Here is a 22932-nt window from a genome sequence, read left to right as displayed (position 1 = left end):
GCAAGGGCAAGCTGGAGATGGAGCTGACCGTCGAGCGCGGTCGCGGCTACGTCTCCGCCGTGCAGAACAAGCAGGTGGGCCAGGAGATCGGCCGTATTCCGGTCGACTCGATCTACTCGCCGGTTCTGAAGGTCACGTACAAGGTCGAGGCCACCCGTGTCGAGCAGCGCACCGACTTCGACAAGCTGATCGTCGACGTCGAGACGAAGCAGGCGATGCGTCCCCGTGACGCCATGGCCTCCGCCGGCAAGACCCTGGTCGAGCTGTTCGGTCTCGCCCGCGAGCTGAACATCGACGCCGAGGGCATCGACATGGGCCCGTCCCCGACGGACGCCGCCCTGGCCGCGGACCTGGCGCTGCCGATCGAGGAGCTCGAGCTCACCGTTCGGTCGTACAACTGCCTCAAGCGCGAGGGCATCCACTCCGTGGGTGAGCTCGTCGCCCGCTCCGAGGCGGACCTCCTCGACATTCGCAACTTCGGTGCGAAGTCGATCGACGAGGTCAAGGCGAAGCTGGCCGGCATGGGCCTGGCCCTGAAGGACAGCCCGCCCGGATTCGACCCGACCGCCGCCGCGGACGCCTTCGGTGCCGACGACGACGCGGACGCCGGGTTCGTGGAGACCGAGCAGTACTGATCCGGTACTGACCGTGTTTCACCTCCGGGGCTCGCAAGAGCCCCGGATCTCCGACAGGCGACCGCCTGCTCGGATACTGACCCCGGTACCTGACACGGCCGGGGCAGACACACAGGAGAAGAACAATGCCGAAGCCCACCAAGGGTGCCCGTCTGGGCGGCAGCGCCGCGCACGAGAAGCTGCTCCTCGCGAACCTTGCGAAGGCGCTCTTCGAGCACGGCCGTATCACCACCACCGAGGCGAAGGCCCGCCGTCTGCGGCCGTACGCCGAGCGTCTGGTGACCAAGGCGAAGAAGGGCGACCTTCACAACCGCCGTCAGGTGCTCCAGGTCATCACGGACAAGAGCATCGTCCACACGCTCTTCACCGAGATCGGCCCGCGCTACGAGAACCGTCCGGGTGGCTACACCCGCATCACCAAGATCGGTAACCGCCGTGGCGACAACGCGCCCATGGCTGTCATCGAGCTGGTCGAGGCACTGACGGTGCAGCAGAAGGCCGTGGGTGAGGCCGAGGCCGCCACCAAGCGTGCGGTCAAGGAGTCCGAGGAGACCAAGGTCGAGGAGACCAAGGTCGAGGAGACCGAGGCCACCGAGGCTCCGGCCGAGGAGTCCAAGGACGCCTGAGGCTCTGCCTTGCAGTGAACGGGTCCGCCCCTTGAGGGCGGGCCCGTTCCGCGTTTCCTGAGAGGATCAAGGGGTGAGTGACGAAGTACAGCCCGGACACGTCCGTCTCCGGCTCGACCTTTCCTACGACGGCACGGGCTTCCACGGCTGGGCCAAGCAGGCCGGCGGCAGGCGGACCGTGCAGGGGGAGATCGAGGACGCCCTGCGCACGGTGACCCGGTCGGGGGGCACGACGTACGAGCTGACCGTCGCCGGGCGCACGGACGCCGGAGTGCACGCGCGGGGACAGGTCGCGCATGTCGACCTGCCCGAACAGGTCTGGCGTGAGCACCACGAGAAGCTGCTCAAGCGGCTCGCCGGGCGCCTTCCCAAGGATGTACGGGTGTGGGCCCTCAGGCCGGCGCCCAGTGGCTTCAACGCCCGTTTCTCCGCCGTCTGGCGGCGTTACGCCTACCGCGTCACCGACAACCCGGGCGGCGTCGATCCGCTGCTGCGGGGCCACGTCCTCTGGCACGACTGGCCGCTCGACGTCGACGCCATGAACGAGGCCGCCCAGCGGCTCCTCGGGGAGCACGACTTCGCCGCGTACTGCAAGAGGCGGGAGGGCGCGACCACCATTCGCACGCTCCAGGAGCTGAGCCTGGCGCGCGGCGCCGACGGCATCGTCACCGCCACCGTCAGGGCCGACGCCTTCTGCCACAACATGGTGCGTTCGCTGATCGGGGCGCTGCTTTTCGTCGGGGACGGGCACCGGGCGCCGGAGTGGCCCGGAAAGGTGCTGGCCGCGGGCGTGCGCGACTCCGCCGTGCACGTCGTACGACCCCACGGGCTGACCCTGGAGGAGGTCGGCTACCCCGCCGACGAGCTGCTCGCGGCCCGGAACAAGAAGGCCCGGAACAAGCGCTCGCTTCCGTCGGCGGGGTGCTGCTGAGCGTTACCCGTTCGCGGCCGCCGAGGCCTGGACCTCGCCGCGGCGCCAGATCTGGCGGAAGGTGAACTGCTGCATGTCGTCCCCGGCGGCGAAGGCGTTCGTGTCCTTCTTGGTGACGTTCTTGCCGTTGGTGAATCCGGCGATCGTGAAGTACGCGTAGCGGCCGACGGAGTTGCGCGTCGAGCGGCAGATCGCGCCGTCGCAGAAGGGCTTGACGCCCTTGCCGGACAGCGAGCGCACGATGCTCCGGTCGTCGGTCCGGGCCTTGGCCTTCGCGGCCTGGTCGGCGGTGTCGAAGACGGCGACGCCGACGGTGACCGCCACCCCGTCCTTGGTGTAGGTGACGCGTATCAGGCGGGTGCACCCGTTCGCGGTGAGGATCTTGGGCAGGGTCGCGTCGGCGGCGGACGCGCAGTTCTTCGTGTCGGCCGTCGCGCCCTTCTTGTACACCGTGTCGCCCATGGTGAGCTGGGTGCCCGGGAAGAGCGTCTCGGGGCTCAGCGGCGCGGTGTCCTTCTTGACGCTGGATATGAATTCCTTCGGATCCAGCGGGGGCGGCGCGCTGGTGGGCGCGAAGGACGGGGCCGTGGCCGAGCCGCTGGGCAGCGACGCGCTGGCGGGCAGGTTGGTGGGGTTGCCCGAGGCGTTGTTGTCGCTGTTCGCGGACACGACGGCCATCGCCACGGCGGTGCCGACCCCGACGGTGGCGAGCACGCCGCCGCCGATGAACAGCACTCTGCGGCGTTTGTTCCGCGTCTCCGATGCCTCGGCGAGCGCGGCCCAGTCCGGAGACCCGTCGTCGCCGCTGCTCCAGGGCTGCTGGGTGTGCGGTTTCCAGGGATCCCACTGAGACTGGGGTCCCCCCTGCCCGTAACTCATGGGGCGCATCTTAGACGGGGGGATCGGGATGCTGGAGTGCGTCGGGCGGCATGCCACGTTTGTCCGCCGACATGAGGGGGAAGGGCCTCGTTTTGACCCGTCCGGGCCCCTGCAGGTAATCTGCTTCTTCGTTGTGTATTGGCTTGCTCATTCTCACGGGACGGGCCCTTACACCGGTCCGCCGGGCCGATGACCAGCGATCAGCACGCGGTTTGCGTCACCGTGGTGCGGTCAAGGCTGTCGTGATCGTTTCGGTGACCTGTTCAGGACCATTCACTCGAAGCGAAGGCTACGAACCGTGCGTACGTACAGCCCCAAGCCCGGCGATGTGACGCGCCAGTGGCACGTCATCGACGCTCAGGACGTCGTCCTGGGTCGTCTCGCCACCACCGCCGCGTCCCTACTGCGGGGCAAGCACAAGCCGATCTACGCGCCCCACGTCGACACCGGTGACTTCGTCATCATCATCAACGCCGACAAGGTGCACCTGTCCGGCAACAAGCGGACCCAGAAGATGGCGTACCGCCACTCCGGCTACCCGGGTGGTCTGCGCTCCGTCCGTTACGACGAGCTGCTCGACAAGAACCCCGAGAAGGCCATCGAGAAGGCCGTCAAGGGCATGCTCCCCAAGAACACGCTGGGCCGTCAGATGCTCTCGAAGCTGAAGGTCTACAAGGGTGACGTGCACCCGCACGCTGCGCAGCAGCCGGTGCCGTTCGAGATCACCCAGGTCGCGCAGTAAGTCCGGCCACCCCCTAAGACTGAAGAGAATCTGAGGAGAATCGTGGCCGAGACCACTGCCGAGCAGCCGCTCGAAGAGCTTGACATCGACAGCTACACCACGGAGTCGGACGTCCCCGTCGAGGGCGAGTACACCTCCGAGTCCCTCGCGTCCCGCTTCGGCGAGCCCCAGCCGGCCGCCGGCCTGGGCCGTCGCAAGAACGCCATCGCCCGCGTCCGGATCGTCCCGGGCACCGGCAAGTGGAAGATCAACGGTCGCACCCTCGAGGACTACTTCCCGAACAAGGTGCACCAGCAGGAAGTCAACGAGCCCTTCAAGGTGCTCGAGCTCGAGGGCCGTTACGACGTCATCGCCCGCATCGCGGGTGGCGGTGTCTCCGGTCAGGCCGGTGCGCTCCGTCTCGGTGTCGCCCGTGCGCTGAACGAGGCCGACGTCGACAACAACCGCGGCCCGCTGAAGAAGGCCGGCTTCCTCAAGCGCGACGACCGTGCGGTCGAGCGCAAGAAGGCCGGTCTGAAGAAGGCCCGCAAGGCCCCGCAGTACAGCAAGCGCTAATCAGCAGCTGCCTCTGCTCGTACTCCGAACGCCCCGGCGGCACGCCACTTGTGCCGTCGGGGCGTTCGTTTATCCAAGCCAAGGGCGTATAACGACACAAGACGCTCAGAGGCTTGTGTGATCGGATGTCACGGCGCCTGCCATCATTCTCGGCAGCAAGGACGCTTCCTCAGGAGGACAAGTGGGACGACTCTTCGGCACGGACGGCGTGCGCGGTGTCGCCAACGCGGACCTGACGGCCGAGATGGCGCTCGGCCTGTCCGTCGCGGCGGCGCACGTGCTGGCCGAGGCGGGGACCTTCGAGGGCCACAAGCCGACGGCGGTGGTCGGACGGGACCCGCGCGCGTCCGGGGAGTTCCTGGAAGCCGCCGTGGTCGCGGGCCTGGCCAGCGCCGGCGTGGACGTCCTGCAGGTCGGCGTGCTGCCGACGCCCGCGGTGGCGCACCTGACCGGCGCGCTCGGCGCCGACCTCGGCGTGATGCTCTCCGCCAGCCACAACGCCATGCCCGACAACGGCATCAAGTTCTTCGCGCGCGGCGGCCACAAACTCGCCGACGAGCTCGAGGACAGGATCGAGGCCGTCTACGACTCCCACCGGCACGGCGAGCCCTGGGAGCGGCCCACCGGTGCCGGCGTCGGGCGCGTGCGGTCGTACGACGAGGGCTTCGAGCAGTACGTCGGCCATCTGCTGTCGGTGCTCCCGAACCGCCTCGACGGCCTGAAGATCGTCCTGGACGAGGCGCACGGCGCGGCCGCGGGGGTCTCGCCGGAGGCGTTCTCGCGGGCCGGCGCGCAGATCGTCACCATCGGCGCCGAGCCGGACGGGCTCAACATCAACGACGGCTGCGGCTCCACCCACCTGGGCAAGCTGAAGGCCGCGGTCGTCGAGCACGGCGCGGACTTCGGCGTCGCGCACGACGGGGACGCCGACCGCTGCCTGGCCGTGGACCACACCGGCGACGAGATCGACGGCGACCAGATCCTGTCCGTGCTCGCGCTGGCGCTGCGCGAGCGCTCCGAGCTGCGCTCCGACACGGTCGTCGCCACGGTCATGTCCAACCTGGGCTTCAAGCTGGCCATGGAGCGGGCCGGGATCCGGCTCGTGCAGACGGCCGTGGGCGACCGGTACGTGCTGGAGGAGATGAAGCAGCACGGGTACGCCCTGGGCGGGGAGCAGTCCGGGCACGTGATCATCCTCGACCACGCAACGACCGGTGACGGCACGCTGACCGGGCTGCTGCTGGCGGCGCGGGTGGCCCAGACCGGCCGTACGCTGCGGGAGTTGGCGTCCGTGATGGAGCGGCTGCCGCAGGTGCTGATCAATGTGCCGGACGTGGACAGGTCCCGGGTGAAGACGTCGGCCGAGCTCGCCGCCGCGGTCTCCGAGGCGGAGCGGGAGCTGGGGGAGACGGGGCGCGTGCTGCTCCGGCCTTCCGGCACCGAGCCGTTGGTGCGGGTGATGGTCGAGGCGGCGGACATCGACCAGGCCCGGTCGGTCGCCGGACGGCTGGCCGACGCGGTGAAGTCGGCGCTGGGTTAGTACAGCGGGACGCCGTACGGGGCAGGCCGGGCGCCTGCCCCGTACGGCATCCGGACGTTCCTGAACGTCTCTGGACGCACCGCTGTGCGTCACTCGAAGCACGTAACAAAGAGTGCGTATCCGGTCACTGATTGTTTCACTGACGTCGTGGTCGCCCCAGTGCGGCGACCCCCTCGACAGAAGTGAGAGACACGGTATGAAGATCGTGAGCAGCACCCTGAAGCGAGCGGCCGGTACGGCCCTGGTCGCGGGTCTCGTCGTCGCCTCGTTGGCGACCCCGGCCGCCGCCGCCCCGACACCGGGTTCCACGGCGTTCCGCATCTTCGGTGGCCTGGCCGGACTCCAGGCGCGCACCGGTGTGAACAACCAGGTCACGGCAACGGTTTCCGGCGGTCATCTGATCCTCACGGACCAGACCGGCCTCGCGGTCGGCCCGGGCTGCACCCGGGTGCCCGGCAATCCCAACAGTGCCGACTGCGGCAGCATCGTCACTGTCACGCGGCTCGCGATAGCGCTCAGCGACGGGAATGACAGCTTCGACGGTTCCGCCGTTCCCGTCAGCACCACCGTCGACGCCGGTACGGGCACCGACACCGTGACCACCAACGGCCGCAACGACCTGATCAGCGTGCAGGACAATGCCGGCGGTGACACGGTGAACTGCGGCGCGGGCACCGACACGGTGTTCGCCGACCCCGGCGACAGCATCACCAACTGCGAAGCGCGGTACAACTCCTAGAAGCCGCCGTCCTCCGCCGTACGCTCGCGCTGCCTGGCCCACAGCCACTTCTGGGCCGGCAGCGTCAGGGCTCCGGCCAGGACGATGCCCAGCAGGTTCAGGAGAGGCTGGGCTGTGGAGCCGCAAGCCTGCCGGTACTCGGGGCAGGTGAAGGCGTGCGCCGCGTCGGCGGCCGCCGGGACCGTGGTGACCGAGATCGCCACGCCCACCAGGGCGCCCGACTTCGCCGAGGTGAGGGAGAGGGTGCCGGCGATTCCGCCTTGGTGAACAGGTCGGCACCGTCCATGAAATAGCTGAAGCCGACTGTCACTGCCATTCGAGGGCGATCGAGCCGGTGTCGTCGAGCCTCAATCGCCGCAGGCCACCGATGAGTTCGCCGCCGGCCTCCCGGGCCACGTCGCACAGGACGGCGTCTCCGGCAGGGTTGCGGGCGGCTCGGGGCAGAACGACGAGGTGGGTCGTGCGGACCGTCTTCCCGATCAGGCGGACCGCCTCGTCGGTCCGATCGGCCGGGGTGATCAGGCGCAGATGCAGCCTGGCGCCCATCCGAGAGGCGGGCCTACAGCTTGCGCAGCCGCAGTCGCTGGACCTTGTGGTCGGCGCCCTTGCGGACGACCAGGGTGGCGCGGCCGCGGGTGGGGGCGATGTTCTCCACGAGGTTGGGCTTGTTGATGGTGCGCCACAGCGTGCGCGCGTAGTCGAGCGCCTCCTCCTCGGACACCTGCGTGTACGTGCGGAAGTACGAGTCCGGGTTCTGGAAGGCGGTCTGGCGCAGCTTCTTGAAGCGGTTGAGATACCAGCGCTCGATGTCCTCGCCGCTCGCGTCGACGTACACGCTGAAGTCGAAGAAGTCGGCGAGGCCGACCCGGGTGCGGCCGTCCTTGCCGGGCAGGGCGGGCTGGAGGACGTTGAGTCCCTCGACGATCAGGATGTCGGGCCGGCGGACGGTGAGCTTCTCGCCGGGGACGATGTCGTAGATGAGGTGGGAGTAGACGGGGGCCGACACCTCGTCCTTGCCCGCCTTGATGTCCGCGACGAAGCGGGTCAGCGCCCGGCGGTCGTACGACTCGGGGAAACCCTTCCGCGACATCAGGCCGCGGTCCTCCAGCTCCTTGGTGGGCAGCAGGAAGCCGTCGGTGGTGACCAGCTCGACGCGCGGGTGTTCCGGCCAGCGGGACAGGAGGGCCTGGAGCAGACGGGCCACGGTGGACTTGCCCACCGCCACTGACCCGGCGACACCTATGACGAACGGGGTGCCGGACTGGGAGCCCTGCTCGCCGAGGAAGGTGTTCAGGGCGCCTCTGAGGCCGTCCGTGGCGCCGACGTACAGGTTGAGCAGCCGGGAGAGGGGGAGATAGATGTCCCGCACCTCGTCCAGGTCGATCACGTCGCCCAGACCGCGCAGCTTCTCCACCTCCTCGGCGGTGAGCGGCAACGGCGTCTTGTCACGCAGCGCGCTCCACTCGGCACGGGTGAGGTCGACGTAGGGAGTCACCTCCGGCCTGGGCCGGTGGGCGCTCCGGGGCATCGAGGAGACCGGTGAGATCACAGTCCATTGTTAACGGAGTTTGAACGGGGGTGCGGGTGGGGTGCGTCACGTGGCTCCCGGAAGGTGTGGGCGGCTCCCTCGCGGGGACGCCGCCCACACCGAGTTCAGGCCTGGGTGCCAGCCGTCGGACTTGCGCCAGTACGTCGGCCGCCACCACCATCCGCGTGGACGAGACAGCCGCGGCAGGGGGCGGGGACACAGGCAGAAGGCGGTCCCCCTCCGAATCGCGGGAGGGAGACCGCGAGGGCTCGGATCAGCTTGCCGCAGCAGCCTCCGCGACGGCCATCACCAGGCCGTTGGCGAGGTTGAACGCGTTCTCGCGGTAGAAGCCGAGTTGGGTGTTGAACGCCTCCTCGGACGCGAACATGCTGTGCACGGACAGCAGGACGGCATGCAGGATGTGCAGTTCTTCCAGCGAGAGAACCACCTGATCGCCACTGCTCACTCTGTCGTGCAGCTGCTCAAGACGCTCCCTGCCACACCCCGCCCACACGGTGAGGGCGGGTTCGCCCTCTCGCCGATAGGCAAGCCACGGCAGCAACTCGCCGAGGAGAGCGCGCTGGGCTCCGACGAAGCGAACGGAGTACTGCGTTCCCTCACGGCGCACGACCGGTCTGGCCCTCACGGGGTACCGACCCCGGGGGCCTTGAGGACGAAGCGACCCCCGTGCACGCCTCTCTCCCACTGCTCGACGGTGTATTGATACGCGTGGATGTTGTAGGGCGTCTTCACCACCAGCACCTTCTTGGCCACGTCGTACACGACCTCCGAGCCCTTGCTTGTGTCACGGTATGTGAATTTCCCACGCCAGCTCGCGAGGTAGTCGGCGAGAGCTCTCAGGTTGTGCCCGATGCCCGGGATCTCGTGGTCGAGGGCGTTCGAAGATCCGTCGTGCATGCGTTGGGCGTTGTAGTCCACGCCTTCGGCGATGTCCAGACCGTAGCGGGCCTCGATCTCTTTGTAGAGGTCGTCGTCGAGGAGACCGTCGCAGTTGTGGACGAGGACCGGCGTAGTGCCCGCGACGACATAGAAGGTGTGCAGGTCGTCGACGGTAAGGTCCCAGACCTCCTGCGGTGCCGTCACCGTCCGGAAGCCGGTCACCGCCTTCCACCCGCCGTCCCGGGCGCGGAGCCGGTCACCTCGGCTCAGTTGCGAAACGGTCACCCAGCCGCGGCCGGCCACGTACACCCGGTGTCCGGGAGTCGTGTACATCCGCTCGTCGCCCCTGAGGGTGAGTGCGATGAGCTGGTCCGCTCGATGGGAGAAGGTCGCGGTGACAGGCGCCGGGCGGGTGACCCCGGTTTCCGGGTCCGTGGCGAGCAGACGGTCACCGTCGGTGATCGCGTCGATGGCCTTCAGGGAACCGTCGGCCAGGAGGACCTGTGTTCCTGCCGGGAAGCTGTTCTTCGGGCAGCCGGTGGAGAGCTTTTCGGCTTCCTTCTTGCCGATGCCGGCGATGACATCCTCGTCGAGGCCGGCCTCCTTGAGAGCCTTCCAGGCATCGGCGATTCCGATGCCCGTCTTCACGGACGCGTCGACAGCCTTGACCGCGTCGGCGACCGCCTTGATGATCTTGCCGTCGAAGAAGGTGGCGATATCGAAGGTGGCCCAGGCACAATCGCCCCAGCTTCCCCCATTGCCGGTCAGCTTCTCGCCGCACCCGATGAAGTCACCGAGAAGAACCTCGACGGGGTCGATTCCACTGTTGAACTCGACTTCGGAGATGGTGCGGGTGACCGTGTCGTACTGGTCCGGGACGACCTGCGTCTTCAGCAGCATCGTCTCCGAATGCGGGCATCCGGTGATCGGGAGCTCCGCCAGTGTGCACAGATAGATGTCCAGCCTCACGTTGAAGTGGATCTTCGCCGTGATGACGCAGTCGCCGGTGTGGATGATCCGGCCGCAGTTCTTCTGGTCGATGATCTGCGGTTTCCCGATGGGTTCGATCTTCTGGTCCCAGAACACGCTGCCTATGCCGGATGCGGCGCCGTCCGAGATCCGCTTGCTGTTCTTGGCCTGTTCGGCCCTGTCGGCCGCCTCCTGGGCTTCCTTGGCGTACTTGTCGGCGTCCTTCGCCGCCTGTTCCGCCTCCGTTGCCGCCGCGTCGGCGCGGTTGGCCGCTGCGCGGGCGTCCTTGGCGTCCTGTTCGGCCTGGGAGGCCGCCGAGCGGGCCGCCTCCGCGTCGAGTTCGGCCGCGTCGGCGGAGTCGCGGGCGTCCTTGGCGTAGCCCTCGGCGTTGCCGGCCGCCTTGTCGGCGGCTGCCGCGTCCTCCGTCGCCTGCTTGTCGTACTCGACGGTGCGGGCCAGTGAGTCGGCGGCCTTCGAGGCGGCCTTGGCCGCGTCGGCCGCGTAGCCCAGGGCCTCCTTCGAGTACGTGCGGGCGTCGGACGCGTACTGGGCCGCGTTGGCCGCGTGCTGGTACGCCTCCTTCGCGTCGCCCTTCGCCTGGTCGGCGAGGGACTTGGCGGCGGCGGCCTCCTCCTGTGCGTTCTTGGCGTGCGCGTCGGCGACGGCCTGCTGCTGGTCGGCGATGGACTTCGACGCCTGTCCGGTCAGGACGACCAGGCCGGCGGCCGAGTCGGTGTCCACGTACGGCGAGCCGAGCTGGATCGCGTCGTTGGCGGGGGCGGCGACCTGCTTCGCTGCCTTGGCCGCGTCCACGGCGGCCTGGGCGGTGACGTGGGCGTAGCCCGCCGCCTTCGCCGAGGCCGCGAGTGCCTTGCCGGCCTCCTTGTTGGCGTCGTCCGCCTGGGACTTGGCGTCCTTGGCGTGCTGTTCGGCCTCGTCGGCGAGTTTGACCGCCGTCTTGGCCTCGGACGCGGCGTCCTGGGAGGCCTTGATGGCGTCGGCCACCGCGCTGGTCGCGGTCTTGACGGCCGCGTCGGCCTTCAGCTTGTCCGCCTGGGCGGCGTCCGCGTCGGAGCGGGCCCGCTTGGCGGCCGCCTCGGCGCGGGTCGCGGCCGCGTCGGCGTCGGCGGCCGCCCGGGTGGCGGCGTCGGCCTCGGAACGGGCCTTCTTCGCGGCGGATTCGGCGTCGTCGGCTGCCTTGTCGGCGTCGTTCGCGGCGGAGCGGGCGGCGTCCGCCGCGTCCCCGGAGTCGAGGGAGTCGGCGTAGGCGTCCTTGGCGTCGGCCTTGGCGCGGGCCGCCTCGGCCTTCTGCTCGGCGTCCCAGGCGTCGTCCCGCATGTCCTTGGCGTGATCGCTCGCCTTGACCGCGTCGTCCCGCCTGCTGCCGGCGGTCTTCTCGGCGGCCTCGGCCTTGTCCTTGGCGTCCTTCGCCTTCGTCGCCTGGGACTCGGCGTTCTTGCGGTGCTCGGCGGCCTCGGCCCGGCTGGCGGCGGCGTTCTCCTTCTCCGCCTTGGCCGTCTTCTCCTCGGCCTCCGCCGCGAGCCGCTTGGCGTGGGCGTCGGTGGCGGCCGCCTTGGCGTCGCCCTCGGCCTTCAGCGCGTCGGCGAGCTTGGCCTCCGCGGTCTCCTTGTCCTTCTTGGCGTTGTCCCGGTGCACCTTCGCCGCGTCGGCGGCGGCCTTCGCCTGCAACTCGGCCGTCTTCGCGGCCTCCTTGCGGAACTCCGCCTTCGCCTGCGCGGCCTGCGCGAGGGCACGCTGCGTGATGGTCGCGCTGTCCCCCGCGGAGGCGCGGGTCGCGGCCTCGGCGGTCTCACCCGCCTTCTCCATCGCCGCGAGTGCGGCTGCGGCACCCTTGGTGACCTGCGCCTTCTGCTGGCCCACCAGCAGACCGCGGCCGCGGGGCGCACCGTTCGTGTCGGCGATGCCGTAGGCGGCCTGGACGGCCGTGTCCGAGGTGGTGGCGGCCTTCTGTGCGGCGGCGAGCTGCGCCTTGAGGACGGCGAGCTGCCTCTTGGCGCCGGCCTGGGCGGCCGCGACACCGGCCGAGGCCTTCGTGAACTGGGCGGCGGGCGGCACCTTGCCGGTGTGGCCGGACGGCTTGACGTCGAACTGCTGCGGACCGGCGCCGCTGCAGGTCTTCAGCTTCGCGTCGTTACCGTTGTCGTACGAGCTCAGATCCAGGCACTTGCCGGTGGCGGGGTTCTTCAGGCTCGTGGTGGCCCGCAGGTTGTAGTCCCAGGTGCGCGACGCCGCGTCGGTGCACGTCCAGATCTGGATCTTCGTGCCGTCGGCGTTCTTGCCCCCGGCCACGTCCAGGCACTTCTGCGCGTTGACGTTGCGCAGGTGCAGGCCCAGGTCGTCGCCCTCGATGGTCCACTTCTGCGCCGCGCTGCCGTTGCACGTGTAGACCTGCACCGGTGTGCCGTCGATCTTGCCGGCGCCCTGGACGTCGAGGCACCTGCCCTTGGACGCGTGCACCTCGATGACCGCCGGGGAGTCGCCCACGTACCCGACGCCGCCCGCGGACCAGTAGTCCTGCCAGCGGGTGAGGTGGTCGGCGATCCACGAGTGCCCCAGCATCTCGCCCAGCGCCTTCGCGCCCTTGGCGAGGGCGTCGACGGCGTCCTTGTTCGCGCCCAGGACCTGGTTGCGCTGGGCGGCCTGGGAGGCGACCTCCTGCTGCCACTCGTCGGCCGCGGTGGAGGTGATGTCGCCCAGCACGTTGTCCGGGTCGAGCGGGTCACGCCAGCCGCACGCGGCAAAGCGGGACTTCACGTCCTCGACGGCGATGCGGAACTCCGGCGTGCCCGGCTGCGGTGCGGTGCGCGGGAAACCGCCGGAGGAGAGGAGGATACGGGCGTCGTCGGCGCCCGCGTTCGTGGCGGGACCGCCGTGCATCCACTGGAAGGCGCTGCGCTCGGCGAGCGCGCGGTTCCACTCCGCCTGGGTCGTGCCGGCCGGGTCGGGGTCCTTGCCGTAGAGGGGGGTGCCCAGGTCGTCGACGGCCTTGAGGGTCTTGTCGTCGGTCTGCGGGGTGTCGTCCTTGTAGAAGTCGTCGTCGGACTTCCAGAACCGGTCGGCGATCCAGGGGGTCAGACCGGTCTGTTCGTAGAAGCTCTTCTGGCCGTCGTTGCCGGCGCCGGGCGGCCAGTGGAAGCCGGTGTCGGTGAACCCTGCGGGCGTGGTGAGGCCGTCGAGGGGCTTCTTCCAGCCGTCCTGGAGCGCGTCGACGGCGTCGAGGTCCTTGCCGGCCGCGTCCCGGTCCTTCTGGTACGCGGCGGCGAGCGGAGTCTGTTCCCAGTTCTTGCGGTCGGCCAGGACGTGCAGCTTGTCCGGCGACTGGTTGAGACCGTCCTGCGCGGTCGCGGCCATCGACGGGCCGCCCAGCCGCAGCACGTCGGCCATCAGGCACTGGTCCTGACGCAACTGCTCGGCGGAGGTGTCCTCGTACCAGGCGTAGGAGTCACCCACCGGCTCGGCGGTCAGGCGCGTCGAGCCGGGATGAACCGCCACAGCGGCCAGTACGGCCAGTGCGGCGACCGAGGTGACGGCGGAGGTGCGTTTCCGGCCCGGCCTCCGTGATCGGGGCGGGCGGAACCATGGTCTGGGGTGCAAAGGAGCATCCCTTTCGGTCAAAGGGGGGTGCGGGCCGTGAGGGCGGCCGAAGAGCAGGGAGCAGTGATGCGCGGCTCGTCCTGAGAAGTCTCAGAAAGCTCAGTCACGGGCCGAGTTGTGGTGTGCGGGCGCCCGATACGACGGCATGGCGATGCGGCCCCTCCCCGTGAGCGACGGCGTTCCCCCGGTCGCTGAGTGATGTGCGCGCAGGCGGAATGGTCAGGTTCCCCTCATGCGCGGCGACACCATACGCAGACGCGAACCCGGTCGTACAGAGGTTCCCTTGGGGCGACAGGGCGCTGGCCGGAAACCGTCTACTGCTCGCCGTCCGCGGGCGGAGCACACGAAGCCCCCCTGTTCGAGGAGTTTTTGTGTGCTTTCTGTGTGCGCCCACGGCAGCGGTTACGCCTGCGCGCGCCGCGGAGATGGCTGATTCTCGATGCAGCGGAGTCGGCGGGCGCCGCAAGCCTCCCCACCCCCGCGGGAATTTCCGATTTCGGGCACGCGACAGCACTTTTGGGAGCCGTCCGGCCCGTAGGCTGCGCCACATGTGCGGAATCGTGGGATACGTGGGGTCGCAGTCGGCGCTCGATGTCGTGATGGCCGGGCTGAAGCGGCTGGAGTACCGGGGGTACGACTCGGCGGGCGTCGCCGTGCTGGCGGACGGCGGGCTTGCCGCGGCGAAGAAGGCCGGGAAGCTGGTCAACCTGGAGAAGGAGCTGGTCGACCGGCCGCTGCCGGCGGGCTCGACGGGTATCGGCCACACCCGGTGGGCCACGCACGGCGGTCCCACGGACGCGAACGCCCATCCGCATCTGGACAACGCGGGCCGTGTCGCGGTCGTCCACAACGGCATCATCGAGAACTTCGCCGTGCTGCGCGCCGAGCTGGCCGAGCGGGGCCACGAGCTGAACTCCGAGACGGACACCGAGGTCGTCGCCCATCTCCTCGCCGAGGAGTTCTCCTCCTGCGCCGACCTGGCGGAGGCCATGCGGCTGGTGTGCCGGCGTCTGGAGGGTGCGTTCACGCTGGTCGCCGTGCACGCGGACGCCCCGGACGTGGTCGTCGGCGCGCGCCGCAACTCCCCGCTCGTGGTGGGCGTCGGCGAGGGCGAGGCGTTCCTCGCCTCCGATGTCGCCGCGTTCATCGAGCACACGCGCTCGGCGATCGAGCTGGGCCAGGACCAGGTGGTCGAACTGCGCCGCGACGGCGTCACGGTGACCGGCTTCGACGGCCGCGAGGCCGAGGTGCGCTCCTTCCACGTCGACTGGGACGCCTCCGCCGCCGAGAAGGGCGGCTACGACTACTTCATGCTCAAGGAGATCGCCGAGCAGCCCAAGGCGGTCGCCGACACCCTGCTCGGCCGCATCGACCCGTCCGGCTCGCTGACCCTGGACGAGGTCCGCATCAGCGCCTCGGAGCTGCGCGAGGTGGACAAGGTCGTCATCGTCGCGTGCGGTACGGCCTTCCACGCGGGCATGATCGCCAAGTACGCCATCGAGCACTGGACGCGCATCCCGTGCGAGGTGGAGCTGGCGAGCGAGTTCCGCTACCGGGACCCGATCCTGGACGGACGTTCCCTGGTGATCGCCATCTCCCAGTCCGGGGAGACGATGGACACCCTGATGGCGCTGCGGCACGCCCGCGAGCAGGGCTCCAAGGTGCTGGCGATCTGCAACACCAACGGCTCGACGATTCCCCGCGAGTCGGACGCGGTGCTGTACACGCACGCCGGGCCCGAGGTGGCCGTCGCCTCCACCAAGGCGTTCCTGACCCAGCTGGTCGCCTGCTACCTGGTGGCCCTGTACCTCGGCCAGATCCGGGGCACCAAGTGGGGTGACGAGATCCGTGCCGTCATCCGCGACCTGTCGCAGATCTCGGGCGAGGTCGAGCGCGTGCTGGAGACGATGGAGCCGGTACGGAAGCTCGCGCGCTCCCTGGCCGACAAGGACACGGTGCTGTTCCTCGGGCGGCACGTGGGCTACCCGGTCGCCCTCGAAGGCGCCCTGAAACTCAAGGAACTCGCCTACATGCACGCCGAGGGCTTCGCGGCGGGCGAGCTGAAGCACGGTCCGATCGCGCTGATCGAGGAGGACGTGCCGGTGGTCGTGGTCGTGCCCTCGCCGCGAGGGCGGTCCGTGCTCCACGACAAGATCGTCTCCAACATCCAGGAGATCCGGGCGCGCGGTGCGCGGACGATCGTCATCGCTGAGGAGGGCGACGAGGCGGTCGTTCCGTACGCGGACCACCTGGTCCGGATCCCGGCCACCCCGACCCTGCTGCAGCCCCTGGTGGCGACCGTGCCGTTGCAGGTGTTCGCCTGCGAGTTGGCCACGGCCCGGGGCAACGAGGTGGACCAGCCGCGCAACCTGGCGAAGTCCGTGACGGTGGAGTGAGGCGCCCGGCCTACGCTGTCGGCATGGCCGCAACTGACGAGTCGTACACAGTGGACCCCGACGTCGAGGTGCCCGTTCCGGCGCCCGGTGAGCTCTGGACCGTCGGGGCCGTCATCCTCGGCCCCGACGGCGCGGCCTTCGCGCAGAAGCGGAGCCCGCAGCGCCGGCTGTTCCCCGACTCCTGGGACATCGTGGGCGGCCATGTGGAGGCCGGGGAAACGCTCCTCGGGGCCCTCGCCCGGGAGATCGAGGAGGAGACGGGGTGGCGCCTCAGCCGCGTGCGGCGCTTCCTCGGCACGTCCACCTGGAACGGTGACGACGGCCTCGGAGTCCGTCACGAGGCCGACTACCTGGTGGAGGTCGAGGGCGACCTGGCCAACCCCGCCCTGGAGTGGTCGAAGCACTCCACATACGGCTGGTTCGGCCCCGGCGACCTCGACCGGCTCAAGGAGAACCGCCAACCCGGCGAGTTCCTGATCCACGACCTCGTCGCACGAGCCGTTCGATAGCGCACCCGCCGCGAACGGCCGTCCACCGTGTGCGAGGCCTGCCGTAGCGGGGCTGGTCGAGCAGGTCCTCACCGTAGGCTGCCCCGCATGAGCATCATCGGGGTCGGAATCGACGTCGCCGAGATCGACCGGTTCCGGGCGTCGCTGGACCGCACGCCTGGACTGGCCGACCGGCTGTTCGTCGAGAGTGAGTTGTTGCTGCCCAGTGGCGAGCGGCGCGGTATCGCCTCGCTCGCCGCCCGGTTCGCCGCCAAGGAGGCACTCGCCAAGGCGCTGGGCGCGCCGCCGGGGCTGCACTGGACCGATGCCGAGGTGTACGTCGAGGACAGCGGGCAGCCCCGGCTACGGGTGCGGGGAACCGTGGCCGCGAAGGCGGCGGAGCTCGGCGTGCGGTCCTGGCATGTGTCGCTCAGCCATGACGCGGGAGTCGCGTCGGCCATGGTGGTCGCCGAGGGCTGACGCCCCCCGAGTGTGGGGGACCGCCTTTCCGGGGCAGACTCGATGCCATGCGTACTGCGTACAGCGTGGAGACGGTGAGGGCGGCCGAGCGGGAGTTGATGGCGCGACTGCCGGAGGGCGCGCTGATGCAGCGGGCCGCCGCAGGGCTGACCGCCGCCTGTGCGGAGTTGCTCGGGCGGGTGTACGGCAGCCGGGTGGTGCTGCTCGTCGGGAGCGGCGACAACGGCGGGGACGCCCTGTACGCGGGGGCCCGGCTGGCGCGGCGCGGGGCGGGAGTCACGGTCGTACCGTCGGCGGGGCCGGAGCGCACCCATTCGGGTGGCCTCGCGGCGCTGCTCCGGGCGGGGGGTTCCGTGGTGACGCCGGATGCCGCCGGGCCGGTGATCGAGCGGGCAGACCTGGTCGTGGACGGCATCGTCGGCATCGGGGGCAAGGGCGGACTGCGGCCGGACGCCGAGGCGTTGGCCGAGGCCGTGGAGCGGTCGCGGGCGGCTGTCGTCGCCGTGGATCTGCCGAGCGGGGTCGAGGCGGACAGCGGTGAGGTGCGGGGCGCGGCGATCCGGGCCGACCTCACCGTCACCTTCGGGACGCACAAGCCGGGGCTGCTGATCGACCCCGCCCGGGAGTACGCCGGGTCGGTACGGCTGGTCGACATCGGGCTCGAACTGCCGCCCGGCGCAGAGCTGGAGGCGTTGCAGCACGCCGACGTGGCAAGGCTGCTGCCGGTGCCGGCGGCGGAGAGCGACAAGTACCGGCGCGGTGTGGTGGGGATCGCCGCCGGGTCCGCGCGGTATCCGGGTGCCGCCGTGCTCGCGGTCTCCGGGGCGCTGCGCGGTGGCGCGGGCGCCGTGCGGTACGTCGGGCCGGCGGCGGACGCGGTCATCGCCCGGTTCCCGGAGACGCTCGTGTCCGACCGGGGTCCGGCCAAGGCGGGGCGGGTGCAGGCATGGGTCGTCGGGCCCGGAGCCGGGGACGACGCGGCGACCGTGGCCGAGGTGCTCACCGCCGACGTGCCGGTGCTGGTCGACGCGGACGGGCTGCGGCTGGCCGAGCGGGACGCCGTGAGCGCGCGTACGGCGCCGACGCTGATGACCCCTCATGCCGGCGAGGCGGCCGCGCTGCTCGGAGTGCGGCGCGAGGAGGTCGAGGGTGCCCGGCTGGCCGCGGTGCGCGAGCTGGCGGCCGTGTACCGGGCGACCGTGCTGCTGAAGGGGTCCACGACGCTGGTCGCCGACTTCCGCGGCGGGGCCGTGCGGGTGAACCCCACCGGGACGGCGTGGCTGGCCACGGCCGGGAGCGGGGACGTGCTGTCGGGACTCGCCGGGTCGCTGCTCGCGGCGGGGCTGTCCGCCCTGGACGCGGGGAGCGTGGCCGCGTATCTGCACGGTCTCGCGGGCCGGTTCGCGGCGCAGGGGGCGCCCGCCGGCGCACACGACGTCGCGGCGCTGATTCCGGAGGCGTGGAGGGACGTACGAAGCTAGGGCCTCTCTTGCGGATCTCGCCGGGGGCGCGGGGACCGGCACGCACATCTGCCGCGTCGTCGTCACTCCCCGACTCCCCCACGCTCGGCTTCGCTCGCGCGGGGGCGCCCCCATCGCGTCGACGCCCTCCTCCGCCTTGCAGCTGCACGCACCGGACCCCGCTCGGGTCGGACAGCAGGCGCCGCCGCTCCGAGCCGGCCGGATCCGAAAGAAGGACCCCAGGGCTTCGGCAGCGCGGCGAGCGCGCGTGCCAGGCGTCGCGAGGCAGGCGGAACCGTCAGGCGGGCCCCTGCCCGGTGGCGTCACCCCTTCAGGTACGCCAGCACCGCCAGTACCCGCCGGTTGTCCTCCGGCGACTGCTCGATCCCCAGCTTGCCGAAGATCGCCGCGATGTGCTTCGCCACCGCGCTCTCGCTGACGTGCAGGGTGTGGGCGACGGCGGTGTTGGAGCGGCCCTCGGCCATGAGGGCGAGGACCTCGTGTTCGCGGGGGGTGAGGGAGCCGGTGCGGCCCCGCTTCTCGCTGCGGCTCAGGAGCTTGGCGATGACCTGGGGGTCCATCACCGTGCCGCCGTCGGCGACCGTGCGCAGGGCGTCGATGAACTGCGCGGTGCGGGTGACCCGGTCCTTGAGGAGGTAGCCGACGGCTCCCTCGCCGGAGGCGAGGAGTTCGTGGGCGTAGAGCTGGTCGACGTACTGGGACAGGATCAGGACCGGCAACCCCGGGCGCGCACGGCGGGCCGCCAGCGCCGCCTTCAGGCCCTCGTCCGTGTGGGTCGGCGGCAGGCGGATGTCGATCACGGCCACGTCAAGCTCCGTTTCCCGCAGTGCCCGTACCAGCGCGGGCCCGTTGTCCACCGAGGCGACCACTTCGCAGCCGTGCTCGCGCAAGGTGCGGGTCAGGCCGTCGCGGAGGAGGAAGAGGTCTTCGGCGAGGACGACGCGCACGGGATCTCCAGGGTCGCGGTGGTCGGTCCGCCCGGCGGGCTGTGCAGGGCGAGCGTGCCGTCGAAGGTATCCAACCGGCGGCGTACGCCCGGCAGCCCCGTCCCGGCCGAGGGGTCCGCGCCGCCGTGGCCGTCGTCCGTCACCCGCACCCGCAGCCGGGTGCCGTCGTGGGCGAGGAAGATGTCCACCCGCGTGGCCCGGGCGTGCTTGGCCGCGTTCGTGAGGAGTTCGGAGACCGCGAAGTAGGCCGCCGATTCGACGGGCGCGGGGAGGCGGGGCGGCGGCAGGAATACGGCGACCTCGACGTCCAGGTGGCTGTCCAGGGCCAGGGAACGGACCGCGTCGGCGAGGCCCCGGTCCGCGAGGACCGGTGGGTGGATGCCGTGGACCAGGTCGCGCAGGTCCTGCAGTGCCCGCTCCGAGGCGCCGCGGACCTCCAGGAGGAGGGCGCGGGCGGCCCGGGGGTCGGTGTCCAGCAGGCCGGTCGCCTCGTCCAGGGTGAGGCCGAGGGCCACCAGGCGTGCCTGGGCGCCGTCGTGCAGGTCCCTTTCGATGCGGGTGAGTTCGGCCGCGTGGACGTCCAGGGCGGCGGCACGGGTGTCGGTGAGGCGGGCCACCCGCCGTGCCAGCTCGGTGCTGCGCGGGGCGGACAGCAGACGGTGGGTGAGGCGGGCGTGCAGCGTCGTCGTGTACGGCGCCAGGCGCAGGCCCGCCGCCATGAGGACGAGGCCGAGCAGCAGGGCGGCGAGCATGGTGGCCGGGGACACGACCGGCACGAACGCGTACCAGTTGCCCTCGCCGAGCCGGCGCCACACGAAGGGCTGGACGAGGGCGCCGAACGCCCCGTACTCGACCAGCGCGAGCGGGACCGCCGCCACCAGCCCGCCCGTCCACGGCTCCAGCCAGGCCCAGCGCAGGTCGCGCCAGAAGCCGTCGTCACCGAGGATCGCGGCACTGCGGCGGCGGGCCGAGGTGCCGTGGGGGAGGGGGTCGGGGTGGCTGAGGGGGCGGTCGGTCCAGCGGACCGCGCGGGCGCGGTACCGGTCGGACGTGCGGCGCAGGAGCCCGGCGGCCGTGGGCAGCAGCCGGAAGCCGAGTCCGAGCGGCAGCAGCGCCAGCGCCCCGCCGACCAGCAGCCCGGCACCGGAGACCAGCAGCCCGGTCAGCCCGAGCAACTGACACCGCCCGAGCGCGACCCAGTGACTCCTGCGCACCCAATGACGCCTGCGGCCCCCACAACTCCCGCGACCCCGACGACGCCTCCGGAAGAACCCCGCCCCCATGCCCCCCGCCCCGATCACCCCGCAGTCGCCGGGATCGTAGCCTTCGCCCCGCGCCACACGTACGGCACCGCCACCACCGCGCACGCCAGCCCGAACAGGACCATCGGTGTCGACCTGCCCGTCTCCTCGTCCATGAACAGCAGCATGCCGAGGTTGACCAGGGCGTGGAAGCCGCCTGCCAGGAGCAGGCGGTGGCGGCCTCCGACGCCCTCCAGGGCCAGGCCCAGTACGACGGACATCGCGACCGTCGCCAGCAGGAAGCCGGCCACGGAGGCCGGGCTCTCGGCCAATACCCGGACGTGCCACAGGCCCCACACCAGCCCGACCGCCACGGAGGCGGTGAGCGGGCCGCAGCGGGTGCGCAGCAGGGGCTGCAGCAAGCAGCGCCAGCCGATCTCCTCGCCGCAGGCGCCGACCAGTTGGGCGAGGGCGATCAGGAGGAAGGAATGGTGCAGGGCGCGGGGGTCGGTGGCGTGCGGGGTGCCGGTGAGGAGGGCGTACGGGCCTGCCGACAGGAGGATGACCAGGACGGCCGTGGTGAGCAGCGGCCACCACGGTGCGGCCGTACGCGCCCGCGGCCATCTCGGGGAGGCCGCAGGAGCCGAGGCCCCGGCGAGCAGCCGCCGCGTCCGGGACGGCCACAGCAGCGCCGTCACGGCCACGCCCAGCGCCGGGCCGAACTGGGTCAGTTGGACGACCTCCGTGGGTATCCGGGTGGCCGGCTGTACGGCGCCCAGTGCTCCGGCCGCCACGAAGGCGACCGCCACATATACCCCTGACAGGGCTTTCCATCGCTGTCTCGTCTGCATGCGTCCGACGGTCCCGGACGGCACGCGGCCGCGCACTGCACCTGGTTGCCGAACCGCCTGTACCCAGGTCCACCCCCGCGGGCGAACCGAGGAGGGGCGGCGACGTCCCTGTGCCGGGGCGGCGGCCGGGTACCCGGCACTGCGCCCGGGGCCGGCACGGGCCTCTGAGAGACTGGGGGCGCCATGAGTGAGACTTCAGCTGTGCCGACCGCGCCCCTGCGCGCCCGGGCCGAGATCGATCTGGCCGCTCTGCGCGCCAATGTGCGGGCCCTGCGTGCCCGGGCGGCGGGCGCGGCCCTGATGGCCGTCGTCAAGTCGGACGCGTACGGCCACGGGGTGCTGCCGTGCGCCCGCGCGGCCGTCGAGGCGGGGGCGACCTGGCTCGGCACGGCCACGCCTGAGGAGGCGCTCGCGCTGCGCGCCGCCGGCCTGGACACGCGCGTCCTGTGCTGGCTGTGGGTGCCGGGCGGGCCCTGGCGGCAGGCGATCGAGGCGGACATCGACGTCTCGCTCAGCGGGCTGTGGGCCCTGCGTGAGGCGACCGAGGCCGCCCGGCAGGCGGGACGGACCGCTCGCGTACAGCTGAAGGCCGACACCGGGCTCGGGCGCAACGGCTGCCAGCCGGCCGACTGGCCCGAACTGGTCGGCGAGGCCCTGCGCGCCGAGCGCGATGGCCTGGTCCGGATCACCGGCCTGTGGTCCCACTTCGCGTGCGCCGACGAACCCGGGCATCCGTCCATCGCCGCCCAGCTCACCCTGTTCCGCGAGATGGTGGCGTACGCCGAGGAACAGGGCGTGCGCCCCGAGGTCCGGCACATCGCCAACTCCCCGGCCACGCTCACCCTCCCGGAGACCCACTTCGACCTCGTCCGGCCCGGCATCGCCATGTACGGCGTCTCGCCCAGCCCGGAGATCGGCACCCCGGCCGACTTCGGCCTGCGTCCGGTGATGACGCTGAGCGCGTCGCTCGCGCTGGTCAAGCGCGTTCCGGGCGGGCACGGCATCAGCTACGGCCACCACTACGTCACCCCCGGCGAGACCACCCTCGGCCTCGTGCCCGTCGGTTACGCCGACGGCATTCCGCGGCACGCCTCCGGCACCGGGCCGGTGCTGGTCGACGGCAAGTGGCGGACGGTCGCCGGACGGGTGGCGATGGACCAGTTCGTGGTCGACCTCGGCGGGGACGAGCCCCCGGTGGGCGCGGAGGCGGTGCTGTTCGGGCCCGGCGACCGCGGTGAGCCGACCGCCGAGGACTGGGCGCAGGCCTGCGGCACGATCGCGTACGAAATCGTCACACGCATCGGAACGCGCGTTCCTCGCGTCTATCTGAACGGGGAACAAGAGGGGTAACCCCTTCGGGGGCCGAGCGCGTCACGCCCTGGTTACTCC

At 71.1% G+C, this 22932-nt stretch carries 19 protein-coding genes and 1 pseudogene; 12 read left to right on the top strand and 8 right to left on the bottom strand.

Annotation, left to right across the window (positions count from 1 at the left end; all coding sequences use genetic code 11):
* The 3 genes from AC07CM_RS31270 to truA all read left to right on the top strand — a co-directional run.
* On the top strand, positions 1 to 635 hold a 635-nt coding region (locus AC07CM_RS31270), incomplete at its 5' end, for a DNA-directed RNA polymerase subunit alpha (RefSeq protein ID WP_358645232.1).
* Between the two features lie 125 nt (positions 636 to 760).
* Positions 761 to 1261 (top strand): 50S ribosomal protein L17, encoded by a 501-nt coding sequence (gene rplQ / locus AC07CM_RS31265; RefSeq protein ID WP_478879818.1) that lies wholly within the window; start codon positions 761 to 763, stop codon positions 1259 to 1261.
* 73 nt (positions 1262 to 1334) lie between these two features.
* On the top strand, positions 1335 to 2192 hold the full coding sequence (gene truA / locus AC07CM_RS31260; protein ID WP_478879817.1) for a tRNA pseudouridine(38-40) synthase TruA: 858 nt from the start codon (positions 1335 to 1337) through the stop codon (positions 2190 to 2192).
* A gap of 3 nt (positions 2193 to 2195) precedes the next feature.
* Here the strand turns inward: truA and AC07CM_RS31255 are convergent, their stop codons facing one another.
* The gene (locus AC07CM_RS31255) at positions 2196 to 3071 is read right to left on the bottom strand and encodes a hypothetical protein (RefSeq protein ID WP_478879816.1); all 876 of its coding nucleotides are present in this window, start codon (positions 3069 to 3071) and stop codon (positions 2196 to 2198) included.
* Between the two features lie 298 nt (positions 3072 to 3369).
* Here AC07CM_RS31255 and rplM point away from each other — a divergent pair, with 298 nt between their 5' ends.
* The 4 genes from rplM (at position 3370) to AC07CM_RS31235 (ending at position 6647) form a co-directional block, all read left to right on the top strand.
* Positions 3370 to 3813, top strand: coding sequence for a 50S ribosomal protein L13 (gene rplM / locus AC07CM_RS31250; RefSeq protein ID WP_020941688.1), 444 nt, complete (start codon positions 3370 to 3372; stop codon positions 3811 to 3813).
* A 42-nt stretch (positions 3814 to 3855) separates the two neighbouring features.
* Entirely contained in the window at positions 3856 to 4368 is a 513-nt protein-coding gene (rpsI, locus tag AC07CM_RS31245; RefSeq protein WP_020941689.1) for a 30S ribosomal protein S9, read from the top strand.
* A gap of 181 nt (positions 4369 to 4549) precedes the next feature.
* Positions 4550 to 5908 (top strand): phosphoglucosamine mutase, encoded by a 1359-nt coding sequence (gene glmM, locus AC07CM_RS31240; protein ID WP_478879815.1) that lies wholly within the window; start codon positions 4550 to 4552, stop codon positions 5906 to 5908.
* Positions 5909 to 6113: 205 nt separating this feature from the next.
* Positions 6114 to 6647, top strand: coding sequence for a hypothetical protein (locus tag AC07CM_RS31235; RefSeq protein ID WP_478879814.1), 534 nt, complete (start codon positions 6114 to 6116; stop codon positions 6645 to 6647).
* Here the strand turns inward: AC07CM_RS31235 and AC07CM_RS31230 are convergent.
* The 4 genes and pseudogenes from AC07CM_RS31230 to AC07CM_RS31215 all read right to left on the bottom strand — a co-directional run bounded on the left by AC07CM_RS31230 (position 6644) and on the right by AC07CM_RS31215 (position 13449).
* A pseudogene (locus tag AC07CM_RS31230) lies at positions 6644 to 7193 on the bottom strand (DUF389 domain-containing protein). The gene AC07CM_RS31235 and the pseudogene AC07CM_RS31230 overlap by 4 nt on opposite strands.
* Before the next feature lie 13 nt (positions 7194 to 7206).
* On the bottom strand, positions 7207 to 8175 hold the full coding sequence (gene coaA, locus AC07CM_RS31225) for a type I pantothenate kinase (protein WP_478879824.1): 969 nt from the start codon (positions 8173 to 8175) through the stop codon (positions 7207 to 7209).
* Between the two features lie 274 nt (positions 8176 to 8449).
* Positions 8450 to 8803 carry a hypothetical protein gene (locus AC07CM_RS31220; protein ID WP_478879813.1) on the bottom strand — a complete coding sequence of 118 codons (354 nt, stop codon included), beginning with the start codon at positions 8801 to 8803 and terminating at the stop codon, positions 8450 to 8452.
* A 14-nt stretch (positions 8804 to 8817) separates the two neighbouring features.
* Positions 8818 to 13449, bottom strand: a complete 4632-nt coding sequence (locus AC07CM_RS31215; RefSeq protein WP_478879823.1) for an RICIN domain-containing protein — start codon at positions 13447 to 13449, stop codon at positions 8818 to 8820.
* A 758-nt stretch (positions 13450 to 14207) separates the two neighbouring features.
* On the opposite strand from AC07CM_RS31215, the gene glmS reads away from it, so the two are divergent.
* The 4 genes from glmS to AC07CM_RS31195 all read left to right on the top strand — a co-directional run bounded on the left by glmS (position 14208) and on the right by AC07CM_RS31195 (position 18504).
* Positions 14208 to 16055 (top strand): glutamine--fructose-6-phosphate transaminase (isomerizing), encoded by a 1848-nt coding sequence (gene glmS, locus AC07CM_RS31210; RefSeq protein ID WP_478879812.1) that lies wholly within the window; start codon positions 14208 to 14210, stop codon positions 16053 to 16055.
* Positions 16056 to 16078: 23 nt separating this feature from the next.
* Positions 16079 to 16564 (top strand): NUDIX hydrolase, encoded by a 486-nt coding sequence (locus AC07CM_RS31205; protein WP_478879811.1) that lies wholly within the window; start codon positions 16079 to 16081, stop codon positions 16562 to 16564.
* An 87-nt stretch (positions 16565 to 16651) separates the two neighbouring features.
* Entirely contained in the window at positions 16652 to 17023 is a 372-nt protein-coding gene (locus tag AC07CM_RS31200) for a holo-ACP synthase (protein ID WP_478879810.1), read from the top strand.
* A 47-nt stretch (positions 17024 to 17070) separates the two neighbouring features.
* A complete protein-coding gene (locus tag AC07CM_RS31195) occupies positions 17071 to 18504 on the top strand; it encodes an NAD(P)H-hydrate dehydratase (protein ID WP_478879809.1) in 1434 nt (477 codons plus the stop codon).
* A 302-nt stretch (positions 18505 to 18806) separates the two neighbouring features.
* Here AC07CM_RS31195 and AC07CM_RS31190 read toward each other — a convergent pair whose 3' ends face one another.
* The 3 genes from AC07CM_RS31190 to AC07CM_RS31180 form a co-directional block, all read right to left on the bottom strand.
* The gene (locus AC07CM_RS31190) at positions 18807 to 19451 is read right to left on the bottom strand and encodes a response regulator transcription factor (RefSeq protein ID WP_478879808.1); all 645 of its coding nucleotides are present in this window, start codon (positions 19449 to 19451) and stop codon (positions 18807 to 18809) included.
* Positions 19403 to 20665 carry a sensor histidine kinase gene (locus AC07CM_RS31185; RefSeq protein ID WP_478879807.1) on the bottom strand — a complete coding sequence of 421 codons (1263 nt, stop codon included), beginning with the start codon at positions 20663 to 20665 and terminating at the stop codon, positions 19403 to 19405. Before AC07CM_RS31185 ends, AC07CM_RS31190 begins: the two co-directional genes overlap by 49 nt.
* 83 nt (positions 20666 to 20748) lie before the next feature.
* Entirely contained in the window at positions 20749 to 21501 is a 753-nt protein-coding gene (locus tag AC07CM_RS31180; RefSeq protein ID WP_478879806.1) for a CPBP family intramembrane glutamic endopeptidase, read from the bottom strand.
* A 225-nt stretch (positions 21502 to 21726) separates the two neighbouring features.
* Here AC07CM_RS31180 and alr point away from each other — a divergent pair, with 225 nt between their 5' ends.
* The gene (alr, locus tag AC07CM_RS31175; RefSeq protein WP_478879805.1) at positions 21727 to 22893 is read left to right on the top strand and encodes an alanine racemase; all 1167 of its coding nucleotides are present in this window, start codon (positions 21727 to 21729) and stop codon (positions 22891 to 22893) included.
* Positions 22894 to 22932 lie beyond the last annotated feature (39 nt).

Source organism: Streptomyces sp. NPDC044061, assembly GCF_056434305.1.
This window is presented reverse-complemented; position numbering and strand designations above follow the sequence as displayed.

What these genes read in the sequence shown, in the direction of transcription:
- rplQ (WP_478879818.1), top strand. Translation starts at nt 761, where the DNA reads ATGCCGAAGCCCACCAAGGGTGCCCGTCTGGGCGGCAGCGCCGCGCAC.
- AC07CM_RS31255 (WP_478879816.1), bottom strand. Translation starts at nt 3,071, where the DNA reads ATGAGTTACGGGCAGGGGGGACCCCAGTCTCAGTGGGATCCCTGGAAA.
- coaA (WP_478879824.1), bottom strand. Translation starts at nt 8,175, where the DNA reads ATGCCCCGGAGCGCCCACCGGCCCAGGCCGGAGGTGACTCCCTACGTC.
- AC07CM_RS31215 (WP_478879823.1), bottom strand. Translation starts at nt 13,449, where the DNA reads ATGGCCGACGTGCTGCGGCTGGGCGGCCCGTCGATGGCCGCGACCGCG.
- glmS (WP_478879812.1), top strand. Translation starts at nt 14,208, where the DNA reads ATGTGCGGAATCGTGGGATACGTGGGGTCGCAGTCGGCGCTCGATGTC.
- AC07CM_RS31205 (WP_478879811.1), top strand. Translation starts at nt 16,079, where the DNA reads ATGGCCGCAACTGACGAGTCGTACACAGTGGACCCCGACGTCGAGGTG.
- AC07CM_RS31200 (WP_478879810.1), top strand. Translation starts at nt 16,652, where the DNA reads ATGAGCATCATCGGGGTCGGAATCGACGTCGCCGAGATCGACCGGTTC.
- AC07CM_RS31195 (WP_478879809.1), top strand. Translation starts at nt 17,071, where the DNA reads ATGCGTACTGCGTACAGCGTGGAGACGGTGAGGGCGGCCGAGCGGGAG.
- alr (WP_478879805.1), top strand. Translation starts at nt 21,727, where the DNA reads ATGAGTGAGACTTCAGCTGTGCCGACCGCGCCCCTGCGCGCCCGGGCC.